The organism is Neobacillus sp. S1115, assembly GCF_055385565.1.
Map to the genome: position 1 here is coordinate 137,524 of NZ_AP038275.1, position 19,243 is coordinate 156,766.

Below are 19,243 nucleotides of genomic sequence, written 5' to 3' on the forward strand. Positions count from 1 at the left end.
CATGTTATTGCCAAAACGCGTAAAATTCCGCCGTCAACATCGTGGTAACATGCGTGGAAACGCAAAAGGCGGTACTGAAGTATCATTCGGTGAATTCGGTTTGCAATCAATGGAGGCATCCTGGGTGACTAACCGTCAAATCGAAGCTGCTCGTCGTGCGATGACTCGTTACATGAAACGTGGCGGTAAAGTTTGGATTAAGATTTTCCCTCACAAGCCATATACTGCAAAGCCTCTAGAAGTACGGATGGGTTCCGGTAAAGGTTCACCTGAAGGCTGGGTAGCAGTAGTTAAGCCTGGAAAAATCATGTTTGAAATTGCCGGCGTTTCTGAGGAAACTGCTCGTGAAGCTCTTCGTCTTGCAGCACACAAACTTCCTGTAAAGTGTAAGTTTGTAAAACGTGAAGAAATTGGTGGTGAATCAAATGAAAGCTAATGAAATTCGTGACCTTACCACTGCTGAAATTGAACAAAAAGTAAAATCGTTAAAAGAAGAGCTTTTCAACCTTCGCTTTCAATTGGCGACTGGACAACTTGAAAATACAGCTCGTATCCGTGAAGTACGGAAATCGCTCGCTCGCATGAAAACTGTGATTCGCGAGAGAGAAATCAGCGTTAATAAGTAAAATCCGAGAGGAGGTTCACGAGTGATGAGTGAACGTAACCAGCGCAAGGTTTACACTGGACGCGTTGTTTCTGACAAAATGGATAAGACTGTAACTGTTCTTGTCGAAACATACAAAAAGCATCCCCTTTACGGTAAACGCGTAAAGTACTCTAAAAAGTACAAAGCTCATGATGAGCAAAATCAAGCAAAAGTTGGCGACATCGTACGTATTATGGAAACTCGCCCGCTTTCAGCTACAAAACGCTTCCGTTTAGTTGAAGTAGTAGAAAAAGCAGTTATTATTTAATTGTTCGGAGATAGTTTTTCCGAAGGGAGGTTACACACATGATTCAACAAGAATCACGTTTGAAAGTTGCTGACAACTCTGGTGCACGTGAAGTGCTTACCATTAAAGTTCTTGGTGGTTCTGGCCGAAAAACGGCTAACATCGGCGATATTATCGTTTGTACAGTGAAACAAGCAACACCTGGTGGCGTTGTTAAAAAAGGTGATGTTGTTAAGGCTGTTGTTGTACGTACAAAGAGCGGTGTCCGCCGTCCTGACGGTTCCTACATCCGTTTTGATGAAAATGCATGTGTAATTGTTAAAGAAGATAAGAGCCCACGTGGAACTCGTATCTTTGGACCAGTTGCCCGCGAACTTCGCGACAATAACTTTATGAAGATTGTTTCTCTAGCTCCAGAAGTACTATAATTATAAATTCCAATTGCCTTTAAGGAGGTGCTTACGGATGCATGTAAAAAAAGGTGATAAGGTCAGAGTCATCTCTGGTAAGGATAAAGGCAAGACAGGTACAATCCTGGCTGCTTATCCTAAAGAAAGCCGTGTTCTTGTAGAAGGCGTGAACATCGTGAAAAAACACGCTAAACCTTCACAAGCAAACCCACAGGGCGGCATTATCAGCTTCGAGGCTCCAATTCATGTATCAAATGTAATGCCTATCGATCCTAAAACAGGTAACCCTACACGTGTAGGTTACAAATCGGTAGATGGCAAGAAAGTCCGAGTAGCAAAATCCGGTGAATTATTAGATAAATAGTCTAAAGAAGAAGGGAGGTACACTCTATGAACCGCCTAAAAGAAAAGTATTTAAAAGAAATCACGCCTGCTCTTATGAGCAAGTTCAACTATAAATCCATTATGCAAGTACCTAAGATTGAAAAAATCGTTATTAACATGGGTGTTGGTGACGCAGTTCAAAATGCTAAAGCTCTTGATAATGCAGTTGAAGAATTAGCAATGATCACTGGTCAAAAGCCTTTAGTAACTCGTGCGAAAAAATCTATCGCTGGTTTCCGTCTTCGTGAGGGAATGCCAATTGGTGCAAAAGTCACTCTTCGCGGTGAGCGTATGTATCAATTCCTTGATAAGTTAGTTTCTGTTTCTTTACCACGTGTACGTGACTTCCGTGGTGTTTCTAAAAAAGCATTTGATGGTCGCGGCAACTACACATTGGGTATTAAAGAACAGCTAATTTTCCCTGAGATTGATTACGATAAGGTAAGCAAGGTTCGTGGTATGGATATCGTTATCGTAACAACTGCAAATTCTGATGAAGAGTCTCGTGAATTGTTAACTCAAGTCGGAATGCCGTTCCAAAAGTAATCGCTAAATAAGGAGGCGAAAACGTGGCTAAGAAGTCAATGATTGCGAAACAAAAGCGCACGCCTAAATACAAAGTACAAGAGTACACACGCTGCGAACGCTGTGGTCGTCCACACTCTGTATATCGTAAATTTAAGCTTTGCCGTATTTGTTTCCGTGAATTAGCATACAAAGGACAAATTCCTGGTGTTAAAAAAGCTAGCTGGTAAAACTAGAGTTTGTGGAAGGAGGTAAAAAACAATGGTCATGACAGATCCAATTGCTGATTTGCTCACTCGCATTCGTAATGCGAATATGGTGCGTCACGAGAAATTAGAAGTACCTGCTTCTAATATCAAAAAAGAAATCGCTGAAATTCTAAAGCGTGAAGGTTTCATCCGTGACGTGGAATATATCGAAGACAATAAACAAGGTATCATCCGTATCTTCTTAAAATACGGTGCAAATAACGAACGTGTTATTACTGGATTGAAGCGTATAAGCAAGCCTGGTCTTCGCGTTTATGCAAAATCTAACGAAGTGCCGCGTGTTTTAAATGGACTTGGTATTGCGCTAGTTTCTACTTCAACAGGCGTGATCACTGATAAGGAAGCTCGTGCTAAACAAATCGGCGGAGAAGTTTTAGCATACGTTTGGTAAGAGATTTTTTGAATGAATGGAGGTGCACTAAATGTCTCGCGTAGGAAAAAAACCTATTGAAATCCCAGCAGGTGTAACAGTTGCTGTGAACAACAACACTGTTACTGTTAAAGGACCAAAAGGCGAGCTTTCTCGTTCTTTTAATCCAGATATTACAATTAACGTTGAAGAGAATGTTGTAACCATCTCTCGTCCATCAGATGTGAAAGAACACCGCGCATTGCACGGTACAACTCGTGCGGTACTCGCAAATATGGTTGAAGGTGTTTCTAAAGGCTTCGAAAAGAGATTAGAGTTGATCGGGGTTGGTTACCGTGCTCAAAAGCAAGGTACCAAGCTTGTACTAAACGTTGGATACTCTCATCCAGTTGAAATCGAACCTGAAACAGGTCTTGAAATTGAAGTTCCTGCAAATACAAAAATTACTGTAAGAGGTACTGACAAAGAACGTGTTGGTGCATTAGCAGCAAATATCCGTCAAGTTCGTCCTCCAGAGCCGTATAAAGGCAAAGGAATCCGTTACGAAGGCGAATTTGTTCGTCGCAAAGAAGGTAAAACAGGTAAGTAATGCCGCATAAGTAAACGAAAGGAGTGACGTAAATGATTACGAAGCAAGATAAAAACGCTACTCGCCGTAAAAGACACGCTCGTGTTCGTGCGAAGCTTAGCGGTACCTCTGCTCGTCCACGTCTAAACGTGTTTCGTTCTAACCAGCATATTTATGCACAGGTAATCGATGACACTAATGGAGTTACTTTAGCAAGTGCTTCTACATTAGATAAAGAACTTAGCCTTGAGTCAACTAGCAATATTGAAGCTGCACAAAAGGTTGGAGAATTAGTCGCTAAACGTGCGGTGGAAAAAGGAGTCTCTGCAGTTGTATTTGACCGTGGAGGATACCTTTACCATGGACGTATTCAAGCATTAGCTGATGCTGCCCGCGAAAATGGCTTACAATTTTAATAGACAAAGGAGGGACAAATTAGATGCGTCGCATTGATCCAAACAAACTTGAACTTGAAGAACGCGTAGTTACAGTTAACCGTGTTGCGAAGGTTGTTAAAGGTGGACGTCGCTTCCGTTTCTCTGCACTTGTCGTAGTGGGAGATAAAAACGGCCATGTCGGTTTCGGTACTGGTAAAGCGCAGGAAGTACCTGATGCAATCCGCAAAGCAATCGAAGATGCAAAGAAAAACCTAGTAGAAGTGCCAATGGTTGGAACAACTGTTCCTCACCAAGTAATTGGACGTTTTGGTGCTGGTGAAATACTTCTAAAGCCTGCCTCTGAAGGTACTGGAGTTATCGCCGGCGGTCCTGTTCGTGCAGTACTAGAATTAGCAGGTGTTCAGGATATCCTATCTAAATCATTAGGTACTAACACGCCAATTAACATGGTACGTGCTACTGTAGAAGGATTAAAACAACTTAAACGTGCTGAAGACGTAGCAAAATTACGTGGTAAATCAGTAGAAGAACTGTTAGGATAAGGAGGGAAATCAAATGGCGAATAAACTTTTAGTTACCCTCAGCCGCAGCGTAATCGGTCGTTCACAAGACCAACGCGAAACAGTTAAAGCGCTAGGTTTACGTAAATTAAATCAAACAGTTGAGCATCAAGATAACGCTGCTATTCGCGGTATGATTACTAAAGTTGCTCACCTTGTAACAGTAAAAGAACAATAATTCATTGTTTTCTTTCATAAGGAGGTGCCAATATGAAACTTCATGAATTAAAGCCTACCGAAGGTTCTCGTCATGAGCGTAAGCGTTTAGGCCGTGGTATCGGCTCTGGTCAAGGTAAGACTGCAGGTAAAGGTCATAAAGGACAAAATGCTCGTTCAGGCGGCGGTGTCCGTATCGGTTTTGAAGGTGGTCAAACACCATTATTCCGTCGTTTACCAAAACGCGGTTTCACCAATTTTAACCGTAAAGAGTACGCCGTAGTTAATCTTGATGCATTGAACCGCTTTGAAGAAGGTACAGAAGTTACTCCAGAACTTCTTATCGAATCAGGTGTGGTAAGTAACGAAAAAGCAGGAATCAAGATTCTTGCTAAAGGGAACGTAGAGAAAAAGCTTACAGTTAAAGCTCATAAATTCTCCTCTGCTGCTAAGGAAGCGATCGAAGCTGCCGGTGGAACTACTGAGGTGATCTAATGTTCCAGACAATCTCCAATTTTATGCGCGTGGGTGATATACGTCGAAAGATCATATTCACCCTTTTAATGTTAGTCGTATTTCGAATCGGCACTTTCATTCCAGTTCCGAATGTAAATGCTGAAGCGCTAGCTGCACAAGATAAGCTAAGTGTTTTCGGTGTTTTAAATACATTCGGCGGAGGCGCATTAAAGCAATTCTCTATTTTTGCAATGGGGATTATGCCTTACATCACTGCTTCAATTATTATTCAGCTCCTGCAGATGGACGTTGTTCCAAAGTTTACGGAGTGGTCAAAGCAAGGTGAAGCAGGGCGTCGGAAGCTTGCCCAATTCACTCGATATTTTACCGTCGTGCTTGGGTTTATCCAAGCATTAGGTATGTCATACGGCTTTAACAATTTGTCTCAAGGACAATTGATTGAAAACCCTGGAATTGGAACGTATTTATTAATTGCCGTTGTGCTGACTGCCGGTACATCGTTCTTAATGTGGTTAGGGGAGCAAATTACTGCTAAAGGTGTTGGAAATGGTATTTCTATCATCATCTTTGCAGGTATTGTTGCCGGAATCCCAAATGTTTTAAATCAAATGTATGTTCAGCAGTTTGAAAATGCAGGCGAGCAATTATTCCTACGTATCGTGACTGTTGTTCTAATTGCAGTAGCAATTATTGCTATTGTAGTGGGTGTAATTTTCATCCAACAGGCAACTCGGAAAATTCCAATTCAATATGCGAAACGGATGGCAGTAGGACGTAATCCTGTGGGCGGCCAGTCTACCCATATGCCATTAAAAGTAAATGCAGCTGGAGTAATCCCTGTAATCTTTGCCGTTTCGTTTATTGTTACGCCAAGAACGATTGCATCCTTCTTCCCAACGAATGATGTAACGCTATGGATTATGAAAGTTTTTGATTATTCTCATCCAATCGGGATGACACTTTATGCAGCGTTAATTATCGCGTTTACTTATTTTTATGCCTTTATTCAAGTTAACCCTGAACAAGCAGCGGAAAACTTACAAAAGCAGAGCGGCTATATCCCTGGAATTCGTCCTGGAAAGAGCACGCAGGAATATTTAACACGCGTCCTATATCGGTTGACCTTTATCGGCGCCATTTTTCTTGCTATTATTGCAGTACTTCCAGTTTTATTTATTAAAATTGCGAATCTGCCACAATCGGCACAAATTGGCGGAACAAGCTTGCTGATCGTCGTCGGTGTTGCACTAGAAACGTATAAGCAGCTTGAAGCACAATTAGTTAAACGTCACTATAAAGGATTTATTAAATAAAAGGGTTTTGCGGGACCCTTTAATGGGCCCCAATAAACCTCACATATAGCACGAGGGGGAATATGTGTGAATTTAGTATTAATGGGGCTACCTGGTGCAGGTAAGGGCACTCAGGCTGAAAAAATTGTTGAACAATACCGCATCCCTCATATCTCAACTGGAGATATGTTCCGTGCAGCAATGAAGGAAGGAACTGAACTGGGTTTAAAAGCTAAATCCTTCATGGACAAAGGCGAGCTTGTTCCTGATGAAGTAACAATCGGCATCGTTCGTGAACGGTTAAGTAAAGAAGACTGTCAAAATGGCTTTTTACTTGATGGCTTTCCTAGAACAGTACCTCAAGCAGATGCATTAGAAAATTTACTAGTAGATTTAAATAAAAAAATCGACTACGTAATCAATATAAATGTTGATAAAAGCATTTTAATGGAGCGTTTGACTGGCCGTCGTATCTGTAAGGAATGTGGATCAACCTATCATCTAGTATTCAATCCTCCTGCAAAAGAGGGTGTATGCGACCGTTGCGGCGGTGAGCTATATCAGAGAGCAGATGATAACGCTGAAACAGTTCAAAACAGATTAGATGTCAATATCAAACAGCAAGAACCATTATTATCTTTTTATGAAGAGAAAGGGTACTTGCGTACTCTTGATGGTCAGCAGGATATTAACAAAGTATTTGCTGATATTGAAGAACTTTTGCGGGGTCTTCGTTAATGCTCATCATTTCCAATTGGCACGCGACTCTCGCTTTTCTCTCATAGAATTCAATTGTATGTGCAAGTAACTGGCTTTTCTATTGTACTGGGTATGCAGAACCGAGAGTTGGGCAAGAATGACTGAAGAAATTATTCTTCTTTTATGCAGAAATTACTTGCGGACAAAGACACAACAATATGTTAAAATTGTAGGGTTGCTAACTACGTACGAACGAGAAGACTCGCTTTACATTACTAGTCTTACGAACGATAATTCTTTAAAGAGAAGGGGGACGAGACTGTGGCCAAAGATGATGTAATTGAAATTGAAGGTAAAGTCATTGAAACTTTGCCAAATGCAATGTTTAAGGTAGAATTGGAAAATGGTCATACTGTGCTGGCTCACGTTTCCGGGAAAATCCGCATGCACTTTATCAGGATCTTGCCAGGTGACAAAGTGACTGTTGAGCTTTCTCCATATGACTTAACGCGCGGTAGAATTACCTATCGTTTCAAATAATTGTTTGCACTCCGAAACTCAAGGAGGTTAGGATAATGAAAGTAAGACCATCTGTTAAACCGATCTGCGAAAAGTGCAAAGTTATCCGCAGACGCGGCAAAGTAATGGTTATCTGTGAAAACCCTAAACATAAACAAAAACAAGGTTAATCGACAAGGAGGTGCACATATATGGCACGTATTGCTGGTGTAGATATTCCACGTGAAAAACGTGTAGTTATCTCTTTAACTTACATTTATGGTATTGGCAAAAAAACTGCACAAAAAGTCTTAGCAGAAGCTGCTGTTTCTGAAGATACTCGTGTACGTGATTTAACTGAAGATGAATTAAACAAAATCCGTGATATCGTTGACAAGCTAAAGGTTGAAGGTGACCTTCGCCGTGAAATTTCACTTAACATTAAACGTTTAATGGAAATTGGCTGCTACCGCGGATTGCGTCATCGTCGCGGCTTACCGGTTCGTGGACAAAATACGAAAAACAACGCCCGTACACGCAAAGGTCCTCGTAAGACTGTTGCGAACAAGAAGAAGTAATCGGCAAAGGAGGTTAAATTAAATGGCTCGTAAAACTAATACACGTAAGCGTCGTGTTAAAAAGAATATTGAAGCTGGGGTTGCTCATATCCGCTCAACATTTAACAATACGATCGTAACCATCACTGATGTTCATGGAAATGCAATTTCTTGGTCTAGTGCAGGTGCGCTTGGATTTAAAGGTTCTCGTAAATCTACTCCATTCGCAGCGCAAATGGCAGCTGAAACTGCAGCAAAAACATCAATGGAACATGGTATGAAAACTTTAGAGGTAACAGTTAAAGGCCCTGGTGCAGGTCGTGAAGCAGCTATTCGTGCTCTTCAAGCTGCTGGTCTTGAAGTTACGGCAATTAAAGACGTTACTCCTGTTCCACATAACGGATGCCGTCCGCCAAAACGCCGTCGTGTGTAATTTTTCTGTATAGAATTTATATCATCTGTCTATAATGGGATATGATATGAATTTATTGACTTTTATACAGAAATCTTATTCCAGTTGTTGTGCACAAAACGGGAACGTATACATGGGGGAATTTCGATTAGAACTCTAATCGAGGTTTCGACGTTTTGAAGGAGGGTTATTGGATGATCGAAATAGAAAAACCAAAAATCGAAACGGTTGAGATCAGCGAAAATGCCAAATACGGCAAATTCGTCGTAGAGCCACTTGAGCGTGGATATGGTACCACTTTGGGTAACTCCTTACGTCGTATCCTATTATCTTCACTCCCAGGTGCCGCTGTTACTTCGATTCAGGTCGATGGGGTACTTCATGAGTTCTCAACAATTGAAGGCGTCGTAGAGGATGTAACATCCATCATTTTAAACATTAAAAAATTAGCTTTAAAAATCTATTCTGATGAAGAAAAGACACTTGAAATTGATGTTCAAGGTGAAGGACCTGTTACGGCTGGCAACATTACGCATGACAGTGATGTGGAGATTTTAAATCCAGACCTTCATATTGCAACATTATCTGCAAATGGACATCTTCATATGCGTTTGACTGCTAAACGCGGTCGCGGATATACGCCAGCTGATCAAAACAAAAGAGAGGATCAGCCAATCGGTGTCATTCCGATTGATTCCATTTACACTCCTGTTGCTCGTGTTTCTTATCAGGTAGAAAACACCCGTGTAGGTCAATTATCAAACTATGACAAGCTAACGCTTGATGTTTGGACAGATGGAAGCACTGGGCCAAAAGAAGCGATTGCACTTGGTTCGAAAATTTTGACTGAGCATTTAAACATCTTTGTTGGTCTTACTGATGAAGCTCAAAATGCTGAAATCATGATTGAAAAAGAAGAAGATCAGAAAGAAAAAGTTCTTGAAATGACCATTGAAGAACTCGATCTATCCGTTCGTTCTTATAACTGCTTAAAGCGTGCAGGCATCAACACTGTTCAGGAATTAGCGAATAAGACTGAAGAAGATATGATGAAGGTACGTAACTTAGGCCGCAAATCACTTGAAGAAGTGAAGGCAAAACTAGAAGAGCTTGGATTAGGCTTACGTAAAGACGACTAGTCTAAATCCGTTCAACGACTTCAAAAAGGAGGGAACCCTTCATGGCATACAGAAAGTTAGGACGCACAAGCGCACAGCGTAAAGCTATGCTTCGTGATTTAACAACTGATTTAATCATCAACGAGCGCATTGAAACAACAGAAACTCGTGCGAAAGAACTTCGCTCAACTGTTGAGAAGATGATCACTCTTGGCAAACGCGGTGACCTACATGCCCGTCGTCAAGCTGCTGCATACGTTCGTAACGAAGTAGCAAATACTGAAACAGGTACTGATGCATTACAAAAGCTTTTCACTGACATTGCTCCACGTTACCAAGAGCGCCAAGGCGGCTATACCCGCATTATGAAACTTGGACCACGCCGCGGTGATGGTGCACCAATGGTTATTATCGAGTTAGTTTAATATTTTCTAACAGACAACAAGGGTATTGGACAGTTTAAGAACAAACTTGTTCTGTGCCCTTTTTCTGTAAATACAAGTATATATGTACGAACCAAGCCAAAAAGAGCGTTACGATGAGCGTGACTCCACTAGCTGGAGCGAAATAAGCAAGCTCCATTTGCTTCCGGAAAGAATAACTTTTGGTAATCTTTTTTGCGACTCGTCTAGCTCATGCACCTCCTCCTATTTCCTAAATGGAAATGTTTTGTAAAGGCAGTTGAAAATCGTTCCTGCCTGGGGATGAGGTGCAGGCTTTTTTTGTATATATGGATTTTTTTATAATAAAAGAGCAGAGTTGAGGCGAGGGGGGAAGCAGGATGAAAAAGTCAATCGTCAGCTTGAGGGAAGTTTCGTTTCAATATGATGATCAGGAACGGTATGCTTTAAATAACGTTACATTTGATATTTTTGAAGGTGAGTGGCTGGCGATCGTCGGTCATAATGGTTCCGGTAAATCTACGATGGCCAAGCTTCTTAATGGGCTGCAGTTTCCTAAGTCCGGTGAAATAACCGTCTGCGGTTTACCTTTGAATGAAGAGACAATCTGGGATATCCGAAAACAACTGGGAATGGTCTTTCAAAATCCAGATAATCAATTCGTCGGAACCACAGTCCAAGATGATGTGGCTTTTGGTTTAGAAAATATGGGGGTACCACGGAATGAAATGGTTCATCGTGTTGAGGATGCCTTGAAAAAGGTGAAGATGGATCAATTTCTATATCAAGAGCCCCACCATCTCTCGGGCGGTCAAAAGCAGCGTGTCGCGATAGCTGGTGTTCTGGCGTTACGACCCGCAATCATTATATTAGACGAAGCAACATCAATGCTGGACCCTAGAGGAAGAGAAGAGGTTTTAGCAACGGTTAGAGATTTAAAGGCAGAAAAACAGTTGACGGTTATTTCCATTACGCATGATTTAGATGAGGCGGCGAAAGCTGACCGAATTATTGTGATGAATAAAGGAGAGGTTTACCGGGAGGGTACTCCCGAAGAAATCTTCTCACTTGATGAAGAATTAGTTGAACTGGGGCTGGATATTCCATTCTCAGTGAAAATGACAAAGGCATTTCGTCAAATGGGTCTTACGTTTACAAAGAATTATTTATCGGAAGAAGAGTTGGTGACAGAGTTATGGACATCTCGCTTAAATCTGTAGAGTACCGTTATCAAGCTAATACCCCATTTGAAAGACTTGCTATTTCTGATGTTTCGATTGATATTCCATCCGGAACCTATCTCGCTTTAATCGGCCATACCGGCTCAGGTAAATCCACTGTTTTGCAGCATTTAAATGCTCTTTTGCAGCCGACAGAAGGAACGGTGCTAATTGGCAGCCAGGAAATAAAGGCTCATCAAAAAAATAAAAATTTAAAGGCAGTCCGGCAAAAGGTCGGAATTGTATTCCAATTCCCTGAACATCAATTATTTGAGGAAACAGTGGAAAAGGATATTATTTTTGGCCCGATGAATTTTGGCGTTTCCGAATCAGAGGCAAAAAAGCGGGCACGAGTTGCCTTAAAACAGGTTGGACTCGGTGAAGAAATCTTAGAAAAATCACCATTCGATCTCTCTGGCGGACAAATGCGGCGGGTTGCGATTGCCGGGGTATTGGCAATGGGTCCTGATGTCATCGTTTTGGACGAGCCTACTGCCGGTCTGGATCCGCGCGGCCGAAAAGAGATTATGGATATGTTTTATTCGCTTCATAAGGAGAGGGGCCTCTCAACTATTCTTGTCACTCACAGCATGGAGGACGCAGCAAGGTACGCTGACCAAATCGTCATCATGCAGCAGGGCCAGGTCGCCAAAAAGGGCACTCCAGAAGAGATTTTCTCAGAGACTGCCGAATTAATTCAAATGGGACTAGATGTACCTGAGGTCGTCCGTTTTCAGCTGAAGCTTGAAGAAAAAATAGGAAGTAAGCTGGATAAAATTTACCTTTCCATTGAAGAGCTATCGGCTGCCATTTCAGAACTTTTAAAGAGAGGTGTCCGCTCATGATGGAAAAAATGATTTTTGGACGCTATGTACCGGCTGATTCTCTTATTCATAAAATGGACCCTCGTTCCAAACTGATTATTATTTTCTTGTTTGTTTGTGTCATCTTTTTGGCAAACAATGGGCTAACTTATGCACTTATTGGTATATATACTTTTTTAATGCTGGGATTATCAAAAATTCCTATTCGGTTTTTATATGGCGGCCTGAAGCCAATCATATGGCTTGTCCTGTTTACTTTTATTCTGCAATTGTTTTTTACTAAAGGTGGCAGTCTTATTTTTCACTGGGGGCCCGTGAAGATCTACGAAGAAGGCCTCAAGATGGGAATTTTTATTTCTTTGCGATTTTTCTTTTTGATTTTAATGACCTCCTTGTTGACGTTAACGACGACTCCGATTGAGATAACGGATGGATTAGAGACATTATTAAATCCTTTAAAGAAAGTCCGCTTTCCTGTTCATGAAATGGCACTAATGATGTCGATTTCATTACGGTTTATTCCAACTCTTATGCAGGAAACCGACAAAATTATGAAAGCACAGATTGCCCGCGGTGTGGAATTTGCGAGCGGCCCTCTAAAAGAGCGGATCAAGGCTGTTATTCCGCTTCTCATTCCGCTGTTTGTCAGTTCCTTTAAGCGTGCCGAGGAGCTGGCGGTCGCCATGGAAGCAAGGGGTTACCGCGGCGGAGAAGGCCGGACAAAATACCGCCAGTTAAGCTGGGCTGCTGCAGATACCATACAAATCATTCTTCTTGCAGTATTAACGATTTTGTTGGTCCTATTACGTTCATAATGGAGATAGGCTGATGCAGAGGTATAAAGCAATTATTTCATATGACGGCACCGGGTTTCTCGGTTATCAGGTCCAGCCAAAAGGGCGGACGGTGCAGGCAGAGCTTGAAGCAGCCCTGGCGAAAATTCATAAGGGCGTCCCTGTGAAGGTAACTGCTTCCGGCCGAACGGATGCGGGGGTCCATGCCAAGGGGCAGGTGATTCATTTTGATTCACCGCTGGCAATTCCTGAAGATCGCTGGGTAGTTGCCCTTAATTCTTTGCTTCCAGAGGATTTGGCCGTTTTATTTGTTGACAAGGCTGATAATGCGTTTCATGCACGTTTTGATGCTGTGGGAAAGGAATACCGATATCAATTGCAATTATCTGGTTTTAGGGACCCGTTTCAGCGGAATTATGTGTACCGCTATCCCTATGCTTTGAACTTGGAGGCAATGCGGGAGGCAAGCAGGTATCTGCTTGGAACCCATGACTTTACCAGCTTTTGCGCCGCTAAGACGGAGGTTCAGGACAAGGTTAGGACAATTAAGGAGATAGACTTTTTATTGGATGGCGATCTTTTGACTATCCGCTTTGTCGGCAATGGTTTTTTATACAACATGGTGCGGATTCTTGTGGGGACTTTGTTGGCGGTGGGATCTGGTGACCTGTCACCTGAAGAAATTCCTTCCATTTTGGAAAAGAAGGACCGGTCTGCTGCCGGAAAAACTGCTCCAGCACGTGGGTTATACCTTTGGGAAGTGCTTTATTAAAAACAACCCATCCAGGTGTAACATCTTCTTGACAATTTTACCTTAAGTATTTATTATATTATATGTGTGTGTTTTTAATCCCACGATAAAGCCCCGGAAAGTCTTCATCGTGATTGAAAATATAGCTTTTGAAAATGACTGCACAAAGTGGCGTCCTGTTCATTCCCGGAACAGAATTGAACGGAAATAGCCAGTGAAGGTGCGAAAATATTATTTTTACGATTTAATAGGAGGGAAACTCATGCGTACAACGTTTATGGCAAATGCCAACAATATCGAGCGCAAATGGTACGTAGTTGATGCTGAGGGCAAAACTCTTGGACGTCTTGCTTCTGAAGTAGCATCTATCCTACGTGGTAAACATAAGCCAACTTATACACCACATGTTGACACTGGTGATCATGTCATCATTCTTAATGCATCTAAGATTGAATTAACTGGTAACAAAATAAACGACAAAATCTACTACCGTCACACAAATCACCCAGGCGGTTTAAAGCAGAGAACTGCTCTTGAAATGCGTACGAACTATGCTGAGAAAATGCTTGAGCAAGCTGTAAAAGGCATGCTTCCAAAGAATTCTCTTGGCCGTCAAATGTTCAAAAAATTACACGTTTATGCTGGTGCAGAACATAAACACCAAGCACAACAACCTGAAGTTTACGAACTTCGCGGTTAATTAAGAGGAGGGAATTAACTTGGCACAAGTTCAATATATCGGTACTGGCCGTCGTAAGAGCTCAGTTGCTCGTGTACGCTTAGTTCCAGGCACAGGTAAAATTGTTATTAACGATCGTGACATCGACACTTATATCCCATTCGAAGCTTTACGTGTTGTTGTAAGACAACCATTAGTAGCTACTGAAACTGTTGGCAGCTACGATGTTCTTGTAAACGTAAGCGGCGGCGGCTACACTGGTCAAGCTGGCGCAATCCGCCACGGTATTGCTCGCGCATTACTTCAAGCTGACCCAGAATACCGTCCAACATTAAAGCGCGCTGGTCTATTAACTCGTGATGCACGTATGAAAGAGCGTAAAAAATACGGTCTTAAAGGTGCTCGTCGTGCGCCTCAGTTCTCAAAGCGTTAATCTTTTGCAAACGTTCAAAGACTCTCAACTCTATTGGTTGGGGGTCTTTTTTGTATTTAGTATTAATGTTTTAAAATTCTTTTCCTACTCCTTCATCTAAATTTCAAAATTGGGAAGCATAAGAAGCGTCCCCGTGCTTCAAATTAGTATATAATTAGAATGAATTAGTTTAGGAGGTAAACAAATTGGAGCATAAGCAACCGAGGTTGGAAGTTAGGGTAAAGAAACTGATTGAAGTTGATGGATTAAAATTTAAGGATTTGAATAATAGTGGGAAATTAGAGCCTTATAAGGATTGGCGCTTGAGCCCGAAAGAACGTGCCGAGAATCTTGTTTCATTGATGAATCTCGATGAAAAGGTCGGGATGATGTTAATCAATACCCGTCAGATGGGTCTTACGCAAAAGGATAAAAGCAAGACAAGTCATGATGGTGTGTTAGATGAGGGGATTGTGGAAAAGGGCGAAACGATTTTTGCCTTGGCCAAGGTATACGGTACAACTCATACAATTGAAAATATGCATTTGCGCCACTTCATCCTTCGGGACAATTGGAGTCCAGCTCAAATGGCAGAATGGGTCAATACCATGAATGAAGTATGCGAGGGAACACGTCTTGGTATTCCTTGCTTAATAGCATCTAATTCAAGAAATGAAAATACTGAATTTATCTTTGGTATGAATGATGCAGCTGGGATTTTTTCCACATGGCCGGGGACTTTAGGGCTTGCAGCAGCCGCTAAAGGAGAGATGAAAAATGGCGGTGACGCCTCGTTAATCAGCCAATTTGCCGAAATAGCCCGTACTGAATGGGATGCTGTTGGGATAAGGAAGGGTTATATGTATATGGCTGATACCGTCACAGACCCTAGATGGCAGCGGATATATGGAACTTTTGGTGAAGACCCAGAATTTATTTCTGATGTCATCGGTCGTGTCATTGACGGATTCCAAGGGGAAGAATTAGGCAGTCATAGTATTGCAATGACAACTAAGCATTTTCCTGGAGGCGGAGCAAGGGAAAATGGCTTTGATCCACATTATGAAGAGGGGAAATGGAATCTATACCCAACTCCTGGAAGCTTAGAAAAGTATCACCTGCCGCCGTTCCAAGCAGCAGTAGAACATGGCAGCTCATCCTTCATGCCATATTACTCGATTCCTAGCATCAAAAAAAGTGCAGTTCAAAAATTCCAAGGTGAAGATATCCCATTCGAAGAGGTTGGCTTTACCTTTAATCAGTATTTTTTACAACACATCCTTAGAGGATTACTTGGATTCAAAGGCTATATCAACAGCGATAGCGGCGTCACCAATAAAATGAGCTGGGGCGTTGAAGATAAGACTGAGGCAGAACGTTTTGCAAAAGCCGTCAATGCGGGAACGGATCTGGTTTCCGATACAAATGATGTTGAAAATCTAAAATTAGCAATCCAAAATGGATTGATTAGTGAAAACCGTATTGATGAAGCAAACATAAGGCTACTTACCGAAATGTTTGCGTTAGGATTATTCGATGATCGTACATACGTGTCACCGGAAAATGCCGCTGCAGTGATAAGTAATCAAGCAAATTGGGACGCTGCATATGAAGCTCATAAAAAATCAGTAACTGTTTTGAAAAATTCAAATCAGACATTGCCTTTAACTGGTGCGAAGAAAGTTTATGTGGAAGTTTTCCATAAGGAACCTGAACGCGCAGCTTCTTATACGGAAAAGGCTAGGAAGGAATGCCAGGAACTTGGCTTGTTTAGCTTGACTGATAACTATGAAGAAGCGGAAACTGCGATTTTATTTTTACATCCAAAATCCGGTGCTTATTTTAATGCTACACCAGGGTTGTTAGAGCTGGAAATTTGCGAGAATAAACCGGAAAAAGCAATGGATGGAACTGATTACGAAGAAACGACTCTAAGTAACATGGCTAATCTAAAGAAAGTTGCCGATAGTGTTCATGATCGCGGAGGCAAGGTCATTATAGGTGTTAATTTCATTTTGCCGTGGATCCTTGGAAATGTTGAACCGCTTGCAGATGCCCTGATTGCTGGTTACGATACGTACTATAATGCACAGTTTGAGGTAATGGCAGGTAATTTCAAACCAATTGGCGTATTGCCATTGACATTGCCAGCGAGTGAGGAAGTTATTGCTGTGGATGAAAATGGAGACTGTGTATCAAGAAACGATGTGCCAGGCTTTGACAAGGACAAATATATGCCTGAAGGGCTTAAATATGCCTATGAAGATCGCGATGGTAACGTCTATAAACTTGGTCATGGACTAACATATTAATAACGTTCAGTAGCAGGCTAAAAAGGCTCTCAGTTTAATTGACTGGGGCCTTTTTTGCATAATAAAACGAATGTAATCATTCCACATTCGTCCTTAGTCTACTAAGTGATTCCTGACCGCATATAAAGCAGCCTGTGTCCGGTCGGCGAGTTCGAGCTTTGCAAGCAGGTTTGAAACATGTGTTTTGACTGTCTTTTCGGTAATAAAAAGAGCACCGGCAATTTCTTTATTGCTTTTTCCTTTGGCAATTTCTTTTAACACATCAAGCTCTCTTTTTGTTAATTCCTCGATTAAATCCCGTTCAGGTTTATTTTTAGAGGACAAATTAGCCAATAAATGCGAAGTCGCTTTTGGATGAAGCTGGTTTTCTCCGCTCATGATTCTTTTAATGGACGTTACCAATTCATCTGGCTGAATGTCCTTTAATTGGAAACCTGATGCACCTGCTTCCAAAGCGGGAATCACATGGTCCTGGTCGGAAAAGCTGGTCAGCATCATAATTTTGATTTCTGGCTGTTCCTTTTTAATGATTGTAGTTGCCTGGATTCCATCCATTTCCGGCATCACCAAATCCATTAAAATAAGATCCGGCTTCAATGATTTAGCCAGTTCAACCGCTTCTTCTCCGTTTGCTGCTTCCCCAATCACATCAAGGTCGTTTTGCGTCCGCAGGAAAAAGGCCAATCCCCGTCTAACAACATGATGGTCGTCTGCTATTAGTATCCGTATACTCACTGAATTTTCCCTCCTACAACGGAATTTCAATTTTGATTTCCGTCCCGCTGTCCGTTTTGCTTTTTAAATGAAAGGTCCCATTTAACGCTTCTGCCCGTGCTTTCATACTTTTTAACCCCAATGAGGGGATTTCTAGGCTTTCATCATAATGGAAGCCGCAGCCGGCATCCTTTATGACCAAATGAACTTTATCGCTGGACATTTGGAAAAATAATTGAACAGCCGTTGTCTGGGAATGCTTTTTACAATTGGCCAGTGCCTCCTGACCAATTCGCCACAATGCTTCTTCGACCTTACCGGGAATGTTGGCCGCACCCGCAACCTTTGTTTGAATTGACAATCCAAGCATTTCAGCATAGCTTCTCAAGGCGCTGACAATCCCATTTTCCAGTCCATGCGGTCTCAGCTGCCAAATCAATGCGCGCATTTCACCGAGTGCTTCCTGGGCCATATCCTGAATGTAGCCGAACGTTTGCTTTACATCATCTGTTTGTGCCATTTCCACTCCGGCTCTTGCAGTAAGGCTGAGGGAAAATAACAGCTGGTTCACGGAATCGTGAAGATCTCTCGCCAGCCTGTTACGCTCAGCAACTAGCGCTGTTTCTTGTTCTCTCTGGGTTAATTTAATTCGTTTTAAGGCCGTTCCAATTTGATAGGCAACTGCTTCAAGCAGGGCAAGTTCATTTTTTTCGAAATGGGTTTTATATGGTGAGCCTACATTTAAGATGCCGAACCGTTCTGCTCCTGCCCTTAGTGGAACGGTTGCATGGTGGGTTAAACCGCAAGTTTCTCCAGCCTTTTCCTCGATGGCATCTTCAATTCGTTTACATTCCATAATATTCGTAGCTTTGTTCAGCTGCCCGTTATTGTACTTGTTTACACACCAGCACTTGCCCTGGCACATCCGCCGCTTTCCGTCCTGGGCTAAAGCAGGCGGGAGGGCTGCATCAGCTGCGAGCTGATGCATACCATTTTCGTCCATTAAGAATATCCAGCCAGTTTGCAAGCCCGTTACATGGAGGAGTTTTTTCAATACCCCGGACAATATATTCCTTATATCTGTTCCTTCGTTTAAAAGCTCAGCGATTTCCTTTAAAATGCTGATTTCTTCGTACCCAGCCGCAGCAGACATCGAATTCTCCTCCCACCGACATTATCTACTGTCATTATAGCGTATTAGATGTTCGAAAAGTCTGTAAAAATTCAATGATTTCTTGATTTGGCCCCTCATAAAACACGGTCTCCCAGCCATTCGGAAGCTTGTAGGGCCCCTCAATCCTTGTTTCGTCATCCAACTTTTTCATCATATCGGGAAGATTGTCTACTTCAAAACAAAGATGTGTGTTCCTTTCATTTTGCTGAGGCCCAGAAATTAACTCAAGCCGGAAATCTTCAGATACAAGAAATACAATCTCTTCATCCATGAAAGAGAGCCTGCCTTCTTCTTGAAAACCAAAATAGCTTTTATAAATAGCAATGGCTTCCTCAAGTTCGTGCACTTCCAAGGCATAATGGTGAAATCGCATGCC

The 19,243-nt window shown here is 42.0% G+C and carries 31 protein-coding genes; 28 read left to right on the forward strand and 3 right to left on the reverse strand.

The genetic code is table 11. The features are described 5' to 3' along the window. Window position 1: 1 nt before the first annotated feature. From rplP to ACZ5B7_RS00855, 28 genes are all read left to right on the forward strand, one after another. The gene (gene rplP / locus ACZ5B7_RS00720) at window positions 2–436 is read left to right on the forward strand and encodes a 50S ribosomal protein L16 (RefSeq protein ID WP_423800335.1); all 435 of its coding nucleotides are present in this window, start codon (window positions 2–4) and stop codon (window positions 434–436) included. Further along, window positions 426–626 (forward strand): 50S ribosomal protein L29, encoded by a 201-nt coding sequence (gene rpmC, locus ACZ5B7_RS00725; RefSeq protein WP_213121076.1) that lies wholly within the window; start codon window positions 426–428, stop codon window positions 624–626. The genes rplP and rpmC overlap by 11 nt, the downstream gene beginning before the upstream one ends. Before the next feature lie 24 nt (window positions 627–650). Further along, window positions 651–914, forward strand: coding sequence for a 30S ribosomal protein S17 (rpsQ, locus tag ACZ5B7_RS00730; RefSeq protein WP_066321295.1), 264 nt, complete (start codon window positions 651–653; stop codon window positions 912–914). A gap of 38 nt (window positions 915–952) precedes the next feature. Further along, on the forward strand, window positions 953–1,321 hold the full coding sequence (gene rplN, locus ACZ5B7_RS00735) for a 50S ribosomal protein L14 (RefSeq protein ID WP_038538479.1): 369 nt from the start codon (window positions 953–955) through the stop codon (window positions 1,319–1,321). Window positions 1,322–1,358: 37 nt separating this feature from the next. Continuing rightward, the gene (rplX, locus tag ACZ5B7_RS00740; protein WP_213121075.1) at window positions 1,359–1,667 is read left to right on the forward strand and encodes a 50S ribosomal protein L24; all 309 of its coding nucleotides are present in this window, start codon (window positions 1,359–1,361) and stop codon (window positions 1,665–1,667) included. Between the two features lie 26 nt (window positions 1,668–1,693). Beyond that, entirely contained in the window at window positions 1,694–2,233 is a 540-nt protein-coding gene (rplE, locus tag ACZ5B7_RS00745) for a 50S ribosomal protein L5 (protein WP_213148266.1), read from the forward strand. A gap of 23 nt (window positions 2,234–2,256) precedes the next feature. Further along, window positions 2,257–2,442: a 30S ribosomal protein S14 gene (gene rpsN, locus ACZ5B7_RS00750; protein WP_009499044.1), complete on the forward strand. Its 186-nt coding sequence runs from the start codon at window positions 2,257–2,259 to the stop codon at window positions 2,440–2,442. Window positions 2,443–2,473: 31 nt separating this feature from the next. Beyond that, entirely contained in the window at window positions 2,474–2,872 is a 399-nt protein-coding gene (gene rpsH / locus ACZ5B7_RS00755) for a 30S ribosomal protein S8 (protein WP_213121073.1), read from the forward strand. Between the two features lie 31 nt (window positions 2,873–2,903). Continuing rightward, a complete protein-coding gene (gene rplF, locus ACZ5B7_RS00760) occupies window positions 2,904–3,440 on the forward strand; it encodes a 50S ribosomal protein L6 (protein WP_423800336.1) in 537 nt (178 codons plus the stop codon). Between the two features lie 32 nt (window positions 3,441–3,472). Beyond that, window positions 3,473–3,835, forward strand: coding sequence for a 50S ribosomal protein L18 (gene rplR / locus ACZ5B7_RS00765; RefSeq protein WP_464492259.1), 363 nt, complete (start codon window positions 3,473–3,475; stop codon window positions 3,833–3,835). Window positions 3,836–3,858: 23 nt separating this feature from the next. Further along, entirely contained in the window at window positions 3,859–4,359 is a 501-nt protein-coding gene (gene rpsE / locus ACZ5B7_RS00770) for a 30S ribosomal protein S5 (protein ID WP_213121070.1), read from the forward strand. 13 nt (window positions 4,360–4,372) lie between these two features. Next, on the forward strand, window positions 4,373–4,555 hold the full coding sequence (gene rpmD, locus ACZ5B7_RS00775) for a 50S ribosomal protein L30 (protein WP_213148263.1): 183 nt from the start codon (window positions 4,373–4,375) through the stop codon (window positions 4,553–4,555). Window positions 4,556–4,587: 32 nt separating this feature from the next. Then, a complete protein-coding gene (rplO, locus tag ACZ5B7_RS00780) occupies window positions 4,588–5,028 on the forward strand; it encodes a 50S ribosomal protein L15 (protein WP_213148262.1) in 441 nt (146 codons plus the stop codon). Beyond that, window positions 5,028–6,323: a preprotein translocase subunit SecY gene (secY, locus tag ACZ5B7_RS00785; RefSeq protein WP_464492260.1), complete on the forward strand. Its 1,296-nt coding sequence runs from the start codon at window positions 5,028–5,030 to the stop codon at window positions 6,321–6,323. The genes rplO and secY overlap by 1 nt, the downstream gene beginning before the upstream one ends. A 66-nt stretch (window positions 6,324–6,389) precedes the next feature. Then, on the forward strand, window positions 6,390–7,040 hold the full coding sequence (locus tag ACZ5B7_RS00790; protein ID WP_213121066.1) for an adenylate kinase: 651 nt from the start codon (window positions 6,390–6,392) through the stop codon (window positions 7,038–7,040). A 282-nt stretch (window positions 7,041–7,322) separates the two neighbouring features. Next, entirely contained in the window at window positions 7,323–7,541 is a 219-nt protein-coding gene (gene infA, locus ACZ5B7_RS00795; RefSeq protein ID WP_007085268.1) for a translation initiation factor IF-1, read from the forward strand. A gap of 35 nt (window positions 7,542–7,576) precedes the next feature. Further along, window positions 7,577–7,690 (forward strand): 50S ribosomal protein L36, encoded by a 114-nt coding sequence (rpmJ, locus tag ACZ5B7_RS00800; RefSeq protein WP_000868344.1) that lies wholly within the window; start codon window positions 7,577–7,579, stop codon window positions 7,688–7,690. Between the two features lie 21 nt (window positions 7,691–7,711). Continuing rightward, window positions 7,712–8,077 carry a 30S ribosomal protein S13 gene (gene rpsM, locus ACZ5B7_RS00805; RefSeq protein WP_464492261.1) on the forward strand — a complete coding sequence of 122 codons (366 nt, stop codon included), beginning with the start codon at window positions 7,712–7,714 and terminating at the stop codon, window positions 8,075–8,077. 22 nt (window positions 8,078–8,099) lie between these two features. Then, window positions 8,100–8,489: a 30S ribosomal protein S11 gene (rpsK, locus tag ACZ5B7_RS00810; protein ID WP_046524788.1), complete on the forward strand. Its 390-nt coding sequence runs from the start codon at window positions 8,100–8,102 to the stop codon at window positions 8,487–8,489. A 173-nt stretch (window positions 8,490–8,662) separates the two neighbouring features. Further along, a complete protein-coding gene (locus ACZ5B7_RS00815) occupies window positions 8,663–9,607 on the forward strand; it encodes a DNA-directed RNA polymerase subunit alpha (RefSeq protein ID WP_213121064.1) in 945 nt (314 codons plus the stop codon). Window positions 9,608–9,648: 41 nt separating this feature from the next. Beyond that, window positions 9,649–10,011 carry a 50S ribosomal protein L17 gene (gene rplQ, locus ACZ5B7_RS00820; RefSeq protein WP_464492262.1) on the forward strand — a complete coding sequence of 121 codons (363 nt, stop codon included), beginning with the start codon at window positions 9,649–9,651 and terminating at the stop codon, window positions 10,009–10,011. Window positions 10,012–10,367: 356 nt separating this feature from the next. Next, on the forward strand, window positions 10,368–11,207 hold the full coding sequence (locus ACZ5B7_RS00825; protein ID WP_464492263.1) for an energy-coupling factor ABC transporter ATP-binding protein: 840 nt from the start codon (window positions 10,368–10,370) through the stop codon (window positions 11,205–11,207). After that, window positions 11,183–12,052 (forward strand): energy-coupling factor ABC transporter ATP-binding protein, encoded by an 870-nt coding sequence (locus tag ACZ5B7_RS00830; protein ID WP_464492264.1) that lies wholly within the window; start codon window positions 11,183–11,185, stop codon window positions 12,050–12,052. Before ACZ5B7_RS00825 ends, ACZ5B7_RS00830 begins: the two co-directional genes overlap by 25 nt. Further along, the gene (locus tag ACZ5B7_RS00835) at window positions 12,049–12,846 is read left to right on the forward strand and encodes an energy-coupling factor transporter transmembrane component T family protein (RefSeq protein WP_464492265.1); all 798 of its coding nucleotides are present in this window, start codon (window positions 12,049–12,051) and stop codon (window positions 12,844–12,846) included. Before ACZ5B7_RS00830 ends, ACZ5B7_RS00835 begins: the two co-directional genes overlap by 4 nt. A 13-nt stretch (window positions 12,847–12,859) precedes the next feature. After that, entirely contained in the window at window positions 12,860–13,597 is a 738-nt protein-coding gene (gene truA, locus ACZ5B7_RS00840; protein WP_464492266.1) for a tRNA pseudouridine(38-40) synthase TruA, read from the forward strand. A 241-nt stretch (window positions 13,598–13,838) separates the two neighbouring features. Beyond that, window positions 13,839–14,276, forward strand: coding sequence for a 50S ribosomal protein L13 (gene rplM / locus ACZ5B7_RS00845; protein ID WP_213148253.1), 438 nt, complete (start codon window positions 13,839–13,841; stop codon window positions 14,274–14,276). Window positions 14,277–14,295: 19 nt separating this feature from the next. Next, on the forward strand, window positions 14,296–14,688 hold the full coding sequence (rpsI, locus tag ACZ5B7_RS00850; protein ID WP_127484434.1) for a 30S ribosomal protein S9: 393 nt from the start codon (window positions 14,296–14,298) through the stop codon (window positions 14,686–14,688). A gap of 185 nt (window positions 14,689–14,873) precedes the next feature. Next, on the forward strand, window positions 14,874–16,979 hold the full coding sequence (locus ACZ5B7_RS00855) for a glycoside hydrolase family 3 protein (protein ID WP_464492267.1): 2,106 nt from the start codon (window positions 14,874–14,876) through the stop codon (window positions 16,977–16,979). A 93-nt stretch (window positions 16,980–17,072) separates the two neighbouring features. Here ACZ5B7_RS00855 and ACZ5B7_RS00860 read toward each other — a convergent pair whose 3' ends face one another. From ACZ5B7_RS00860 to ACZ5B7_RS00870, 3 genes are read right to left on the reverse strand one after another with little or no spacing between them, the layout of a single operon-like run. Beyond that, a complete protein-coding gene (locus tag ACZ5B7_RS00860; RefSeq protein WP_378588639.1) occupies window positions 17,073–17,714 on the reverse strand; it encodes a response regulator in 642 nt (213 codons plus the stop codon). A gap of 13 nt (window positions 17,715–17,727) precedes the next feature. Next, window positions 17,728–18,846 (reverse strand): GAF domain-containing sensor histidine kinase, encoded by a 1,119-nt coding sequence (locus ACZ5B7_RS00865; protein WP_464492268.1) that lies wholly within the window; start codon window positions 18,844–18,846, stop codon window positions 17,728–17,730. 34 nt (window positions 18,847–18,880) lie between these two features. Continuing rightward, a complete protein-coding gene (locus ACZ5B7_RS00870) occupies window positions 18,881–19,240 on the reverse strand; it encodes a VOC family protein (RefSeq protein WP_464492269.1) in 360 nt (119 codons plus the stop codon). Window positions 19,241–19,243 lie beyond the last annotated feature (3 nt).

What these genes read in the sequence shown, in the direction of transcription:
- rplP (WP_423800335.1), top strand. Translation starts at nt 2, where the DNA reads ATGTTATTGCCAAAACGCGTAAAATTCCGCCGTCAACATCGTGGTAAC.
- rpmC (WP_213121076.1), top strand. Translation starts at nt 426, where the DNA reads ATGAAAGCTAATGAAATTCGTGACCTTACCACTGCTGAAATTGAACAA.
- rpsQ (WP_066321295.1), top strand. Translation starts at nt 651, where the DNA reads ATGAGTGAACGTAACCAGCGCAAGGTTTACACTGGACGCGTTGTTTCT.
- rplN (WP_038538479.1), top strand. Translation starts at nt 953, where the DNA reads ATGATTCAACAAGAATCACGTTTGAAAGTTGCTGACAACTCTGGTGCA.
- rplX (WP_213121075.1), top strand. Translation starts at nt 1,359, where the DNA reads ATGCATGTAAAAAAAGGTGATAAGGTCAGAGTCATCTCTGGTAAGGAT.
- rplE (WP_213148266.1), top strand. Translation starts at nt 1,694, where the DNA reads ATGAACCGCCTAAAAGAAAAGTATTTAAAAGAAATCACGCCTGCTCTT.
- rpsH (WP_213121073.1), top strand. Translation starts at nt 2,474, where the DNA reads ATGGTCATGACAGATCCAATTGCTGATTTGCTCACTCGCATTCGTAAT.
- rplF (WP_423800336.1), top strand. Translation starts at nt 2,904, where the DNA reads ATGTCTCGCGTAGGAAAAAAACCTATTGAAATCCCAGCAGGTGTAACA.
- rplR (WP_464492259.1), top strand. Translation starts at nt 3,473, where the DNA reads ATGATTACGAAGCAAGATAAAAACGCTACTCGCCGTAAAAGACACGCT.
- rpsE (WP_213121070.1), top strand. Translation starts at nt 3,859, where the DNA reads ATGCGTCGCATTGATCCAAACAAACTTGAACTTGAAGAACGCGTAGTT.
- rpmD (WP_213148263.1), top strand. Translation starts at nt 4,373, where the DNA reads ATGGCGAATAAACTTTTAGTTACCCTCAGCCGCAGCGTAATCGGTCGT.
- rplO (WP_213148262.1), top strand. Translation starts at nt 4,588, where the DNA reads ATGAAACTTCATGAATTAAAGCCTACCGAAGGTTCTCGTCATGAGCGT.
- secY (WP_464492260.1), top strand. Translation starts at nt 5,028, where the DNA reads ATGTTCCAGACAATCTCCAATTTTATGCGCGTGGGTGATATACGTCGA.
- rpmJ (WP_000868344.1), top strand. Translation starts at nt 7,577, where the DNA reads ATGAAAGTAAGACCATCTGTTAAACCGATCTGCGAAAAGTGCAAAGTT.
- rpsM (WP_464492261.1), top strand. Translation starts at nt 7,712, where the DNA reads ATGGCACGTATTGCTGGTGTAGATATTCCACGTGAAAAACGTGTAGTT.
- rpsK (WP_046524788.1), top strand. Translation starts at nt 8,100, where the DNA reads ATGGCTCGTAAAACTAATACACGTAAGCGTCGTGTTAAAAAGAATATT.
- ACZ5B7_RS00815 (WP_213121064.1), top strand. Translation starts at nt 8,663, where the DNA reads ATGATCGAAATAGAAAAACCAAAAATCGAAACGGTTGAGATCAGCGAA.
- rplQ (WP_464492262.1), top strand. Translation starts at nt 9,649, where the DNA reads ATGGCATACAGAAAGTTAGGACGCACAAGCGCACAGCGTAAAGCTATG.
- ACZ5B7_RS00825 (WP_464492263.1), top strand. Translation starts at nt 10,368, where the DNA reads ATGAAAAAGTCAATCGTCAGCTTGAGGGAAGTTTCGTTTCAATATGAT.
- ACZ5B7_RS00830 (WP_464492264.1), top strand. Translation starts at nt 11,183, where the DNA reads ATGGACATCTCGCTTAAATCTGTAGAGTACCGTTATCAAGCTAATACC.
- ACZ5B7_RS00835 (WP_464492265.1), top strand. Translation starts at nt 12,049, where the DNA reads ATGATGGAAAAAATGATTTTTGGACGCTATGTACCGGCTGATTCTCTT.
- truA (WP_464492266.1), top strand. Translation starts at nt 12,860, where the DNA reads ATGCAGAGGTATAAAGCAATTATTTCATATGACGGCACCGGGTTTCTC.
- rplM (WP_213148253.1), top strand. Translation starts at nt 13,839, where the DNA reads ATGCGTACAACGTTTATGGCAAATGCCAACAATATCGAGCGCAAATGG.
- ACZ5B7_RS00865 (WP_464492268.1), bottom strand. Translation starts at nt 18,846, where the DNA reads ATGTCTGCTGCGGCTGGGTACGAAGAAATCAGCATTTTAAAGGAAATC.
- ACZ5B7_RS00870 (WP_464492269.1), bottom strand. Translation starts at nt 19,240, where the DNA reads ATGCGATTTCACCATTATGCCTTGGAAGTGCACGAACTTGAGGAAGCC.